This window comes from Prosthecobacter vanneervenii (genome assembly GCF_014203095.1).
In the GTDB taxonomy this organism is placed as follows: Bacteria; Verrucomicrobiota; Verrucomicrobiia; order Verrucomicrobiales; family Verrucomicrobiaceae; genus Prosthecobacter; species Prosthecobacter vanneervenii.
In genome coordinates this window covers 234,048-247,496 of sequence record NZ_JACHIG010000006.1, presented here as the reverse complement: position 1 = coordinate 247,496, position 13,449 = coordinate 234,048, and the positions used below count along the sequence as shown (strand labels likewise).

General features: G+C 61.0%; 11 protein-coding genes. 2 read left to right on the top strand and 9 right to left on the bottom strand.

The annotated features are described in order from the left end of the window. Positions 1-32 precede the first annotated feature (32 nt). Positions 33-2,420, top strand: coding sequence for a phosphoribosylformylglycinamidine synthase subunit PurL (purL, locus tag HNQ65_RS15375; protein ID WP_184340462.1), 2,388 nt, complete (start codon positions 33-35; stop codon positions 2,418-2,420). Between the two features lie 39 nt (positions 2,421-2,459). Then, complete coding sequence (locus HNQ65_RS15370) at positions 2,460-3,623, top strand: alpha/beta hydrolase (RefSeq protein WP_184340461.1); 1,164 nt, start codon at positions 2,460-2,462, stop codon at positions 3,621-3,623. Positions 3,624-3,656: 33 nt separating this feature from the next. On the opposite strand, the gene HNQ65_RS15365 is transcribed toward HNQ65_RS15370, so the two are convergent. From HNQ65_RS15365 to HNQ65_RS15325, 9 genes are all read right to left on the bottom strand, one after another. Then, positions 3,657-4,787, bottom strand: a complete 1,131-nt coding sequence (locus HNQ65_RS15365; protein ID WP_184340460.1) for a sensor histidine kinase — start codon at positions 4,785-4,787, stop codon at positions 3,657-3,659. Between the two features lie 87 nt (positions 4,788-4,874). Beyond that, on the bottom strand, positions 4,875-6,629 hold the full coding sequence (locus HNQ65_RS15360; protein ID WP_184340459.1) for a tetratricopeptide repeat protein: 1,755 nt from the start codon (positions 6,627-6,629) through the stop codon (positions 4,875-4,877). 351 nt (positions 6,630-6,980) lie between these two features. Beyond that, positions 6,981-7,658, bottom strand: coding sequence for a response regulator transcription factor (locus HNQ65_RS15355; RefSeq protein ID WP_184340458.1), 678 nt, complete (start codon positions 7,656-7,658; stop codon positions 6,981-6,983). Then, complete coding sequence (locus HNQ65_RS15350) at positions 7,645-8,760, bottom strand: ATP-binding protein (RefSeq protein ID WP_184340457.1); 1,116 nt, start codon at positions 8,758-8,760, stop codon at positions 7,645-7,647. The genes HNQ65_RS15355 and HNQ65_RS15350 overlap by 14 nt, the downstream gene beginning before the upstream one ends. Continuing rightward, a complete protein-coding gene (locus HNQ65_RS15345) occupies positions 8,757-9,212 on the bottom strand; it encodes a sugar 3,4-ketoisomerase (RefSeq protein WP_184340456.1) in 456 nt (151 codons plus the stop codon). Before HNQ65_RS15345 ends, HNQ65_RS15350 begins: the two co-directional genes overlap by 4 nt. After that, positions 9,209-10,159 carry a glycosyltransferase family 2 protein gene (locus HNQ65_RS15340; RefSeq protein WP_184340455.1) on the bottom strand — a complete coding sequence of 317 codons (951 nt, stop codon included), beginning with the start codon at positions 10,157-10,159 and terminating at the stop codon, positions 9,209-9,211. The genes HNQ65_RS15345 and HNQ65_RS15340 overlap by 4 nt, the downstream gene beginning before the upstream one ends. 5 nt (positions 10,160-10,164) lie before the next feature. Continuing rightward, positions 10,165-10,923: a class I SAM-dependent methyltransferase gene (locus tag HNQ65_RS15335; protein WP_184340454.1), complete on the bottom strand. Its 759-nt coding sequence runs from the start codon at positions 10,921-10,923 to the stop codon at positions 10,165-10,167. Continuing rightward, positions 10,910-12,040, bottom strand: a complete 1,131-nt coding sequence (locus HNQ65_RS15330; RefSeq protein ID WP_184340453.1) for a DegT/DnrJ/EryC1/StrS family aminotransferase — start codon at positions 12,038-12,040, stop codon at positions 10,910-10,912. The genes HNQ65_RS15335 and HNQ65_RS15330 overlap by 14 nt, the downstream gene beginning before the upstream one ends. A gap of 102 nt (positions 12,041-12,142) precedes the next feature. Further along, the gene (locus HNQ65_RS15325; protein ID WP_184340452.1) at positions 12,143-13,447 is read right to left on the bottom strand and encodes a DUF58 domain-containing protein; all 1,305 of its coding nucleotides are present in this window, start codon (positions 13,445-13,447) and stop codon (positions 12,143-12,145) included. Positions 13,448-13,449: the final 2 nt, after the last annotated feature.

Sequence of the window (13,449 nt, the reverse complement as noted above, 5' to 3'; positions counted from 1 at the left end):
CGATTCCTCGCCTAGTCAGGGGGTTCCCACCCATGTCCAAAGCCGTTTTCCGCACCATCCCCCTCCGCGATCTCAACGCCGACCAGCTTCTTGACCTCTCCAAGCGCATGAAGCTCTCGCTCTCACGCGCCGACATGCTGGCCGTGCAGAAGATCTACCAGGACGAAGGCCGCGAGCCCACGGACGTCGAGATGGAAGTCATCGCCCAGACCTGGAGCGAGCACTGCAAGCACCGCATCTTTGGCGCTAAGATCACCCACGTGCTGGACGGCAAGGAAGAAACCGTGGACGGCCTCTTCAAGACTTACATCCGCGCCGTCACGGAGGAGATCTGCAAGAACAAGCCCGACTTCGTACTCAGCGCCTTTGAGGACAACGCCGGCTTCGTCCGCCTGGACGATGACAAGGCCGTGTGCCTCAAGGTGGAGACTCACAACCACCCCAGCGCCATCGAACCCTACGCCGGAGCCAATACCGGCCTCGGCGGCGTGATCCGCGACATCCTCGGCGCAGGCAAGGGTGCCAAGCCCGTGGCCTCCATCGACGTCTTCTGCTTCGGCCCGCCCGACATCGAGCAGGACCAGATCAAGGCCAAGGACGTCATCCACCCCCTCGGCGTCATGCGTGGCGTGGTGCGCGGCGTGCGCGACTACGGCAACCGCATGGGCATCCCCACCGTGAATGGTGCCATCCAGTTTGACGACACCTTCATCTACAATCCCCTCGTCTTCTGCGGCACCGCCGGCATCATCCCGATCAAGGACATCGCCAAGGAGGTGAAGCCCGGCCACCTGCTCATCGCTGCGGGCGGCCGCACTGGCAAGGACGGCCTCAAAGGTGCCACCTTCTCCTCCGCCGAGCTGACCACCGACTCCCACGAGGAAGACCAGACCGCCGTGCAAATCGGCAATCCCATCGAGGAAAAGAAGGCCGCCGACTTCGTGCTCGCCGCACGTGAGAAGGGCCTCATCCAGTTCGTCACCGACTGCGGTGCAGGCGGCTTCAGCTCCGCCGCAGGCGAAATGCTGCGCGAGACCGGCGGTGAGGTCTGGCTGGAAAACGCTCCCCTCAAAGCCCCCGACCTCGAAAGCTGGCAGGTCTTCATCAGCGAATCCCAGGAGCGCATGGTCATCGCCATCGAGGAGAAAGACCTCCCAGCCATGCAGGAACTGGCCGCCATCTATCAGACTGAGCTCTGCGTGCTGGCCAAGGCAGACGGCTCCCAGCGACTGAAAGTGCTGCACCACGGCACCACTGTGTGCGATCTGCACGTAGCCGCTCTGCACGAGGCCCCACGCCGCGAGATGAAGGCCAAATGGCGCACCCAGCCCGCCGTGAAGCCCGCCGTGCCCGTGCGCCCGGAATCCTGGACTGAAACACTCAAGACACTGCTGGCAGACTTTGCCATCGTCTCCCGCGAGCCCGTCATCCGTGAGTACGACCACGAGGTGCAGGGCAATACCGTCCTCAAGCCCCTGGCCGGAGCCTCCGGCGATGCCCCGCAGGACGGGAGCGTCATCCGCGTGGATGGCAGCAACCAGCTCGTCGCCATGGCATGCGCCCTCCTTCCTGAATGGGGCAAGACCGACCCAAATCTCATGGGCCGCGCCGTGGTGGATGAGTGCATGCGCCAGCTCGTGGCCATGGGCTCCAATCCCGACCGCATCGCCATTCTGGACAACTTCTGCATGGGCAACCCCGACAGCGAGCGCGAGCTTGGAGCCCTCGTGGAATGCACCAAGGGCATGGCCAAAACCGCCACTGCCTACGCCACCCCCTTCGTCTCCGGCAAGGACAGCTTCTACAACTACTTCGTCACCGACGAAGGCCCCGTGTCCATCCCCGTCACGCTGCTCGTCAGCGGCTTCGGCATTGTGGAAGATGCCAAGCACGTGGTGGGTGCATCCCTGCGCCGCGTCGGCAGCAGCATCGCCATCCTCGGAAAGGCCAGCGCCGGACTTCGCGGCAGCATCGTGGCCAAGTACACCAAGGGCATCGGCATGGACGCAGCGCCTGATTTCTGCGAAGTCGAAAGCCTCGCCGCCTACCGCCGCTACTACGAGCTGGTGAAGCAGGGCGCCATCCTCAGCGCCCACGACATCGGCGAAGGCGGCCTCGCCGTCGCACTGGCCGAAATGGCCTTCAGCGGCAAAGCCGGGCTCCGCATTGCCACCGACAAGATGCCCGCCGCCGCCGGCCTCACCACCGCCGAACTCCTCTTTGGCGAAACTCCCGGCCGCCTCCTTGTCGAAATCGACCCCGAGCATGTCGAAGCCGCCGAAGCCGCCGGCCTCGTCATCATCGGCGACTCCACCCGCGACCCCTACCTCTACATCTCCCACAATGGCACCACGCTCATTGACTCCCCCGTCGATCAGCTCAAGCCTCTGTGGAGAGATGGGCTGGTGAAGTATTATTGATTCGCCCGGGAAAACTGGCTCTGCTTGAGTATTCGGCATATGCCGTCTCCTCAAGTTCTCCTGAAAGCTGCCTCGCTCATGCTGGCGCTGTTTGCGGTGCCGTTGAGTCTCTTCGGTCTGTGCTGTGTCATCACCTGGCAGGGCATGCTGCTCAGCGCAGCAGGATTGCTCGGCCTGGGGCCGTTGCTGTACTGGATCGGTGACGAGCGTGGCTCCGTGCTGCAGATGCGGCTGTCGAAAACCATGCTTGCCTTGGCTGCGACGGGAATAATGGTTGTTCTCTGGCAGACGCCCACGGCGCATACACCAGAGACAGCGCGCATTCATTCACGCTACTCCGATGGCGGTTGGCACTACGACCGTCTGGCCCTGGGCTCCATGCTGCCGGAAATCGATCAGATCCATCTCGGCTATGCCGTCGCTTCGGCCTTGGATCCCTTCTTCAATCAAAAGCAGCGCCGCGAACTCTCTGCGATGACTGACTCTATCTATGCCGAGATAGGTTCAGAACCGGACTTCACCGCTGCAGGCTCCGCCCTGCCCTCTATTTATCATGAGATGAGCTTTGGCCAGTTTCGCGACGGACATTACTTCCACTACATTCCTGCGAAGGTGGACCGCAGCAAGCCAACGCCCGCGCTAGTCTTTCTGCACGGCAGCGGTGGCAACTTCAAAGCCTACATCTGGCTTCTCTCAAAGCTCGCGGATGAGCTGGGCATCACCGTCATCGCGCCGACCTTTGGCCTTGGAAATTGGGAGAAAAAGGGCGGCTACGAAGCCATCACGCGCGCCATCACCGATGCGGGAAACCACGCCACCATCGACCCGGAGCAGATTCACCTCATGGGCCTTTCCAACGGCGGCAAGGGGATGTGCCTGGCGGAGTCCTCTGAGGGGCCCAAATTCCGCACGCTCATCTTCCTCTCTGCCGTGCTGCACAACCGCATTTCCCCATCCACACTGGCCTCACGTCTGAAGGGCCGCCCTGCGCTCGTCATTTCAGGCGGGAGCGATGACCGTGTGCCATGGGATTATGTATCAGGCTACGCTGAGAAATTGGAGAGAAGCGGCATGCGCGTCACCACCCGCTGCTTTGAGCAGGACGATCATTTTCTCTTTTTCCGAAAACGCACGGAGGTTCTCAAGATCATCGGCGAATGGATCAACACCGCATCGGCAGCGAGTTCTGCCCTGCAGCGTTAGATCCGCCCCCTCTCATCATAGGCCCGGCAGCCTTTAGAAATCTTTGATCGGCAGGCAGCAGCGGACACAGGTGCCAGGGCCGGAGCGACGGGGCATGATCTCGAAGCTGGCACCCAAGCTCTGAGCCCGGTAGCGCATCGTGCGGAGGCCCATGCCTGCAGTAGGTGGCGAGCCTTCAGGCAAGCCGGTGCCATTGTCTTCCAAGTTCAGTTCCAGCGCATCGCGATGGCGGTTTACAGAGATGACGATTTCACGTGCGCCACCATGCCGCACGGCATTGGCCACCGCCTCTTGCGCGATGCGGTAGAGATGCATCGCCACCTTGGGATTTTCGATCTGCGTCTCTCCGCTCTCTTGGATGACGATGGAGACACCCGTCAGCCTGCTGGTATTCCCCGCCAGTTCTTTCAGTGCGGCGGAGAAGCCGGCGTGATCCACATGCACTGGGAAAATACCCCGGGCGAGATTGCGCGCGTCCGCCACAGCCTGCTGCACGGACTCTTCCACCAGGGCGGCATCTTGTGCCGCTGGCAGCCTCTGTGCATAGAGATCCTCCGCCAGCGCATGCAAGGCGCAGCCTATGGCAGCCAGCTGCTGGCAGAGGCCGTCGTGCAGGTCCTGGCCGATGCGCTGCTGTTCATGCTCGCTCACGCTGACGATGTCTTTCTCCAACTGTCTGCGCTCTTCCAGCATGCGAATGTGGGCAGCGTCTGCGTCCTGCTTGCCGCGCACGGCATTCACAGCAAAAACCAGCACGCAAAAATAAAACTCCCGGTTGAGCATAGCCCAGGCATAGCCCATCTCCGTCTTATAGGGACTGGTGTACCGGTTGGCCACCCACCACACTGCACCGGAAAAAATGGCAGTGAGCATGCCACCTCTGACGCCGGCCCACCACACGGCCATGATGATGGGAACTGCATAGAAAATGAACCAGCTGATCTCCCAGCTGGTGATCTGATCAAGCCAGCCAAGAACCACCGTCAGAAACATGGGCATCGCAAGCGCCATCCAAATCGGGCTGGCGCGCATTTTGACCGTGAGCTCGCTCACGCGACTGCCAGCCGGCGCGGTAGAAGAGCTGGCATCTTCCAAGTTCGCCATCCCTCCTTTGGCAGCAGGAAATGCGGCCTTTTCGGCATGGGTGGATGAGGTCGCTGTCATGAATTAACGCAGTATCATATGCACTCGTATTTCAGACTTAAAGTCTGAAATACAATGAACTGCATCCTTCCCCCTCCGGCGCACAACCTATCGCGGTCTGCCCTTGTTGGCCAACGCCACCTTGGCGGCTTCGATGAGGCGCTCCAGCTGAGGGTCATTCGGCTGCACCTGAGCAGCGGCATTGTAATGATCTAGCGCCCTGTGCGGCAAGCCGGTCTGGTAATAGACTAGCCCCAGGGCCTTATGAGCCTGCGGATCATCAGGCATGGCATGCAAGATGTCCCGGAAGACTGCTACAGCCTCGTCATACCTGCCCACTCCCGCGAGACTCAGGCCTAGAGTGAAAGCCACTGGTGGCTTGGTCGTGGCTGTACTGTCCATCTTGATAAGTTTCATCGTGGTATCCAAGGCCTCCTTTGGACGATTAAGCCTGAGCAGCGAATTGGAAAGGTTGAGCAGTCCGTTCTGAAAACGGGGCTCCACCTTGAGCGCCTCGCGGAAGCAGTGAACTGCTTTTTCGTTTTTGCCTGCATCGGAGTAGGCGGCACCCAGATTGCCCCAAGTGCGATATTTTCCGGGGCTCTTGGCCACAGTGTCTTCCCACAGGCTCTCGCGTGTGCGCCACACATTGTTTCTCACACAGGTCTTCCAGGAGAGCGCAGCCACGCACAGAAGCGTAAAGACTGGAACCCCGATGCGCAGCGCATGCCTGTGCAGGCCGCTGCTGCGCAGCCAGTCCAGGAGACAAGCCACCAGGATCATGATGCCGATGGAGGGCAGATAGGAGCGGTGCTCCGCCACTAGGTCAGGCAGCGGCACCAGTCCGGAGGACACAAACACGGTGAGCAAAAACCAGATCACACAGGCAAAGCCGAGGGCAAATCTGGCATCTCGCCGATGCCGCTGAAAGAGCTTCCATGCCGCCAGCACCATCCCAGTCAGAACAATAACCGCCTGGAGCACAGGCCGCTCCCAGAAGGATTTGTAAAGCGGCCACTCGGGGTCAAGGTTCATCCCCTTGGGCCAGAACATCTGCCGCAGATAATGAGTCATCACCGTCAGTTCGGTCACGATGTAGTGCCAGTGGTTCAGCGGATCATCGCGCGAGTTCACAATGTTCATGGCCGCATGCCAGTCGTGTCCGCCATGCTGTGCTGACGAGGTCATGAGCACCAGTCCGGGCACTACCGGCAGCAGCAGCAGCAGGGGCAGCGCACGCAGCAGGGCGGCGCGCAGGCCCGTGCCCAGCACCAGCCAGTCCAGCAGCAGGGCCAGCAGAGGCACCATCACTGCATCCTCCTTGGTCTGCATGGCCAGCAAAGCCGCCACCACCGCTCCACCGCGTAGGAACCGCCCTCCCCACCGCTCCTGAATGTGAAATGACGCAAAATACAGCCACAGGCTGATCAGCGAGAAAAGAACCACCAGGGAGGTGAAGCGCTGGATGATGTAAGTCACCGACTCCGTGGCCAGCGGATGCGCGGCAAACAGCAGGGCTGCTGCCGTTGCGATGAAGAATACAGAACTGCGCTGCACTTTCTGCACTCGCGATGAATGACCGAGCAGCACACCTACGAGTGCATAGACCAGAAACGCATTCACCGCATGCACCGCCACATTCACCAGTCGGTACCAGTGGGGCCGGAATCCATCGAGCAAATAATTCAGACGAAAGCTGACATACGCCACTGGGCGGAGCACTGCGTTGACTGCATAGTCAGGGTCGGAGCCCATCTTTGCAGGGCGGTTGGCAAACTCCTCAAAGTTCTTCAGGTAGTCAAAGGTGGCACCATCCTTGAAAAAAGGATTATCCTTGAGATAAGTATGGTCATCAAAAGCCATCGGAAAATCTGCCGTCCAGCTGTAAAGGCCCACGCAGAGTCCTGCAAGCAATACGGCTACTGCAGCATGAACCCACGCCGGAGTCTTTTGTGCGACTGCAACAGGACTCTCACCCCCATCAGAAGCCGGCATTAGCGCCTCATTTTCAGCATGCGGAACAGCGGCTTCGACAAGGGGTGCGGAGGCGCGTTCCACTGCTTTGCTTCCGGAGTGCTTTTGACGGCTGCGTTTGGACATATGGCTCAGGGATTAGTTATGCTGTTATTTTGCCCTGAAACGCCTGATTTGAGCAAAAGACATGCCTTGTGGTAAGCATCACCACAGCCGCTAAAGCTGACACTCAGCGCATGTTCAGGCACCATGATCGCGCACCCACTGCCCGGCGCGCAGATACAGCTCTGCAGCACTGCGCAGCTGCAGCTTTTCCTTGATGCGCGCACGGTACGTTTCCACGGTGGATTCCCCAAGGTTGAGTGTTTGCGCGATCTCGCGCGTGCTCTTGCCCCGGCCCAGCATCTGGAAGACTTCGAGTTCGCGGTCCGCCAGTGTCTCCATGCCTGCCAGTTCGGAGTTGCTGCGCTTTTGCGTCATGCGCTCCAGCAGCTTGGCAGTCATCTGTCGGCTGGCGTACACGTCTCCGCGCATCACACAGCGGATGGCCTCGATCACCTCGCTGGAAGCTTCGTTTTTGGTAATGTACCCCTTCGCGCCGGCACGCAGCGCACGTTCAGCGTACAACTCTTCGTCATGCATCGAAAGCACGAGCACATTGATTTCGAGCCCCTGTGCCTTGATGTCCTTCAGCAGTTCCAGACCGCTGGAGCCGTGCAGCGTGATGTCCACAATCGCAATGTCAGGCTTGGTCTCCAGAATAAGGCGCATGGCGTCGCGGATGTTGTCCGCCTCCCCGCAGACTGACATGCCGAGATCCCTGTCAATGAGCTGGCCCAGATGTTCACGAAACATGGGATGGTCTTCGACGAGGAGCACCTTGTAACCGTTGGCTTCTTTAACTTCAGTTTTTTTCATTGGGATGACTGGGTGTGGGTTTGATTTTTCTCAGATCTAGTCGGCAGGTCACATGTGCACCGCCCTTCGGGCGTGTGCCGAGCGAAAGCTCAGCCTGCAACATCTGGGCGCGATAGTGCATGGTGCGCAGTCCCATGCCCTCGCCACGTGCGGCGGAGGTGGCAGGCATGCCTCTGCCATTGTCCTCCACGCGCAGCTCCAGCAGATCTCCGCTTAGCCTGGTGGAGATCTGCACCTCCGTGGCGCCGCTGTGCCGCACGGCATTGGCCACGGCCTCCTGCGCGATGCGGTAAAGATGCATGGAAATCTCAGGAGCGTCCAAAGGCACGTCCACGCAGTCGTCGACTGAAATGGGCGTGCCCGTGAGCTTGCTGGTGATTCTTCCCAGATCTGCCAGCGCTGCAGCCAGGCCGCTGCGATCCACATGCACAGGAAAGATCCCACGTGCGAGATTGCGCGCCTCCAGCACCACCTGCTGCAGGGAGTTTTCAATCAAGCTGGCATCCTCGGCAGACTGCACGCCCTGCGCCTGGAGATCCTCCGCCAGCACACGCACCGCCAATCCGATGGCCGCCAACTGCTGGCAAATGCCATCGTGCAGATCCTGCCCGATACGCTGCTGCTCGTGCTCGCTGACGGTTACGATATCCTTCTCCAGCTGCCGCCGCTCCTCCAGCATCTGGATGCGTGCCTCGTCAGCCTCCTGCTTGTTGCGCAGCGCAGTCACGGCAAAAACGCCCACACAGAGATAGACCAGACGGTTGGCCAGCGCCCAGGCATAGCCAAGCTGTGTCTCGTAGGGAGTGGTGCTCATGTTGGCCAGCCACCAGACGAGGCCGGATAGTACCGCAATGAAGAGACCAGGCTTGTTGCCAGCCCACCAAACCGTCATGAAAATCGGGATGCCGTAAATAACAAACCACGTGACCTCAAAACCGGTGATGTGGTCCAGCCAGCCGATGATAAGGGTGAAGGAGGCCGTGAGCGCCACCGTCGTCCACGGGCTGCGGCGGCGCATTTCGTTGGTGATCCTGCTCCAGAGCGCGGCCACGTTATCCCTTGCCTCCTCGTTCTTGCCTGAGGTGTCTGTGCTGGTGTTCATGCGGCTGTGTTCATCCCCTCCTTTACCATAGTCAGAAATTGCTGGTAATCACGAATGTAATCCGCCGCTTCATACGGCCTTGATGCCAGCACCATCAGCACTGAATCCTGCGAGTGCAGATGCTCCTGCGCCCAGACCATGGGTGGCACGCTCAAGCCGAAGGTGGGCCGGTTCAGGCAGAACTCCTCGCGGTTCTCCCCATCGTCCACGATCACATGGCACTCCCCATGCACGCAGACCAGAAACTGCGCGCACTGCCGGTGGGCGTGCTCCCCGCGCGTGCACAGGGATGGGATGCCATAGGTCATGAAAATGCGCTGAGGCACAAACGGCAGGTCCTGAGTGAACTCCAGCGCCGTCAGATGGCCGCGCACATGGTCCACCACATGGCGCATCTCAAAAAGATGCACACCGCGCACTGAGCAGTTCTCGATGACGGTTTCGTGGATCATGCGGAAGTTGGCCCGGGATTCGGAATCAGCGCGCGCACCAATGACTGCGGTTTGCCAGAGACGGTGAGAAAGGCACGCCCGATGTATTCACCGATGAGACCCAGCATCAGCAGCTGCGCTCCGCTGAAGACTGCCAGCGCCCCCATCAGGGAGCCCCAGCCGAGCTGCCGCTGGCCCACCATCAGAGTCTCCGCCACCACTTCAGCCAGCACCAGGCCGCCTAAGGCACAAAGCAGCAGGCCCAGCACGCTGGCCATGCGTAGCGGCATCACGCTGAAGTCAAAAAGCAGGCTCATGGCCAGACGCACCAGCTTGCGCAGAGTGTAGCCGCTGCGGCCCATGCTGCGCTCTACGTGTGCCACCTCCAGCGTGGCGATGCGGTTGGTCGCGCCGAGGATTAGACCATCGATGTATGGATAGGGTCCGCGATAGCTCACAATGCGCCCGACCAGCTCCTGGCGCAGTGCACGAAAGCTGGAGAGATAGAGATCCCGGGGTTTGCCGAGCAGAAAGGTGGCACAACGGTTCACCAGCCAGCTGCCCGCATTGCGCGCCCAGGGATGCTTCTTCTGGGCATAGCGTGAGTAAACCACCTCAGCCCCGGTGAACCGCAGGTGCCGCAGCAGTTTGACGGCTTCTTCCGGCGGGTTTTGTAGATCGTCGTCCAGATTCACCACCAAGCGTCCGCGTGCGCGGCGGTACCCTTCCAGCACGGCGGCATGCTCACCATAGTTGCGCGCCAGCTCTACAAGCGTCACCGGCACGGGAAAATCAGTCGTGAGCCGCTGAGCCATCTGAAAGGTGTCGTCCGCACTGCCATCATCCACCAGCACCAGCTCCCACGCTTCCGGGATGGAAAGGGCGCGAAAAGCATCCAGCAGCGGCTTCAGGCCCGCACCCGTGTTGTAAAGCGGCACCACAAAGCTCATTTCCGGCATGTCGCTCATGACAGTCATGCAGCTTTCCTCCCGGCTGAGCAGTTTGTTTTTCGTGCCACGGCGAAGACCGATGAGCCAAAGGGCACTAGGAGGGAGCGGCAAAGCCCTGCATCCAGCCGGCCTGCGCACGCCAGCATTCGGTTCATCCACACCGGAGCACAGCCCAGGTCTGAGGCGGTGCTTTTGGTTAGTCGGCTCAGCTGTCGCCACACGAGCAGCGGCAGGCACAGCCATGCGTTCCAGTAGTGGATCTTCTCCACAGCCAAGCTGGAGCGGCTTAGCAACGCACGCACCTGGCCTGCCTCATAGCGCCTGGCACCGCCCACAGCAGCATCGTGCGCGCCGCGCAGCACGGAAAAGGCTGGCAGGTTGAGCAGCAGCAGACCTTGTGGGCGCAGCACACGGGCCAGCTCTGCCAGCGCCTGCTGCTCATGAACATCGCTGTGATAGAGCACATCCAGGCAGAGGACAGCATCAAAAGCATCATCAGCAAAAGGCAGCGCCTCCACCCACCCCTGCTGCACAGCAGCCAGGCCCCGCTGCTGGCAGTAGCGCACGGCCTGTTCTGCGGCATCCACACCAGACAGCTCCATATCCGCTTTCCGCGTTTGCAGATAGGCCAGCATACCGCCGGTGCCGCACCCGGCATCCAGCAGCCGCGCCGCAGCAGGCAGCCGCCCCGCCAGCGCTTCGTCCACGAGGCCTCGCAGCACAGCATACCACCAGTGCCCGTCCTCCACGGCATGCATCAGGTCGTATTCAGCCGCACGCATGATCAAACCTTTCTATGACTTCACCCACTTCGGCAGGAGCTTCTTCGGAAAGGTAGGGGTGCACTGGCAGGGAGATAACCTCAGAGGCAGCACGCTCAGCCTCCGACAGCGGCATGTGACTGCCGGCAAAAGCACGCTGCCGGTGCAGCGGCACAGGGTAGTGCACCGCCGCAGGTATGCCCGCCTGCTGCAGATGCTGCAGCAAAGCCTCGCGATTTTTGGTGCGGATCACATACTGATGGTAGGCATGCTCGCAGCCGCCGCGCACCACCGGCGGCACCACCATACGGCAGCCGCTTAAACTGGCATCATACACCGCCGCCAGCCGCCTCCGCTGCAGGACGTTGTCACGCAATGAGCCCAGTTTGACCCGCAGGACAGCGGCTTGCAGTTCATCCAGCCGGCTGTTCACACCGGCAAAGTCGCTGACATTCCGGCGGCCCCAGCCATACTCGCGAATCAGGCGCAGGCGCTCCGCCAGTTCAGCATCCTGTGTGGCCACCGCACCCGCATCTCCCAGCGCGGCCAGGTTCTTGGTGGGATAAAAGCTGAACGCAGCAGCCCTGCCCAGAGTGCCAGCCATGCGCCCCTGCCAGAGTGCGCCGTGCGCCTGCGCGCAGTCTTCCAGCAGCTCGATGCCGTGCTCTACGGCCACACTGCGCAGCCCCTGCCAGTCTGCCGGGTGCCCATACAAATGAACCACCAGTGCCGCATCTACGCCGCTCCCCTGCGGAGATCGCAGCAGGGCGGCCAAGGACTCGGGGCAGAGTGTAAATGTGTGCGGATCAATGTCTGCAAACACCACCTCCGCGCCACTGCGCCGCACACCGGAAGCCACGGCTGAAGGCGCGAAGGAAGGCACCACCACTTTGCTGCCAGACCCGATGTTCAGTGCGCGCAGCATCAGCTCAATCGCATCTGTGCCGCTGGCCACGCCCACCACCCGGCCACCGCCAAGAAACGCCGCATACTCCTTCTCAAACGCCTCTACTTCCCGCCCCAAAATGTAGCTGCCGCTCTCACACACACGCTGCCATGCACCTCTCAGTGCAGGCTCATGCCGGTGCTGATCCGCCAAGGGATAGGGCACTGACAATGTGTTGAGGAGACTGGGCATGCCAAATACTCCAGCACGACAGTTTTGTCGCAAATAACGCTACGCGTGGCGAAAAACGCGACATCATGTAAATACGCGGCTTAACACGCGTCTGGCAAAGGCTCAGAGCAGACCGCCTGCCTTCACGTCCAAGTACTTGTTGGCCAGTGCCACCGGCAGCATCTGGGCGGACTCATCCACCGTCAGGATCTTGCGCGCACGCAGGGACTCCAGCAGCTGGCGGCGCTCGCCAAAGTAGTGCGAGAGCGCTCCGTACTGCAGCGCATCATGTAGATTGTCGATGGGGGCTGCGGCCTTCTGATCCAGCTCCTGCTCCCTCAGGGTGGCGGCCAGCACCAGGTGACGGCGTTGCATGGCGCTGGCGGCGGCGGCCAGTGTAGCCCCATCCTCGCTGCGCAGATTGGTCAGCATGATGACGAGCGCACGTCGCTTTTGCAGCGTCATCACACGCTCGGCGGCCTCGATGAAATCACTGGGCTCGCTGCTTGCTTCGTAGTTGTAGAGGTGGTTCAGCAGCTTGGGCATGCTGTGCGCCCCCTTCACCGGCGGCAGCCAGCGCTGCACTCCGCCAAAACCAGCCACGCCAACCTCATCTCCCTGCCTCAATGCGATGAAGGCGATGAGCAGCATGGCATTGAGGCAGTGGTCAAACTGGCTCAGCCCACCGTCCAGGGCACGCATGCGGCGGCCGCAGTCCGGCACCAGCAGGATCGTCTGATTGCGGGTCTCCTCATAGTCACGACTTACCAGCGTGGAGCGACGCGAGGTGGCCTTCCAGTCGATGCGGGAGAGAATGTCTCCATCCTGATAATCACGCAGCTGGTGGAAATCCAGCGAGGCCCCCATGCGGCGGCGGCGCACAATACCCATCTGCTCCACCCGGTTAGCCATCGCCAGGAGGGCAAAGCGCACCACCGGCTCATAATTGGGATACGCCTTGGTCTGGCTCTCCCCGGCAATAAAATGCAGCCTGCGCCACAGCCCGAGCGCGGAGCCGACCAGCACATGCGCTGCTGTGAAGACATGCTGCCCGCGACGCACAAAGCTCACGTCATACGAAATGGCGGCATATTCTCCGGGTGGGATGCTGACCTGATGCGGAAGCCCTTCCGCCTCCGCAGCAGTAGGGATGCCATCAAACACCTCCAGCTTCAGTGTGCGTCTGACTGTATGCGTGACCGTCAGCGTCACCTGCGAGCTCACCCCCAGCGCAAAACGCCCCGGCAGCGAACGCTGGCCGGTAATACGACCACGCCTTGGCAAAGTCAGGGCATCTACTGCGAGCAGCAAAAACAGCAACCCGCCTCCAATCTGCCAGAGGATGACAAAACTCTCCCAGACACAGGCCGCCAGCGCCAGCGCCAGCCAGGCGATGAAGAGTCTGAGCAGTTCGGCAGTCGGACGCATGA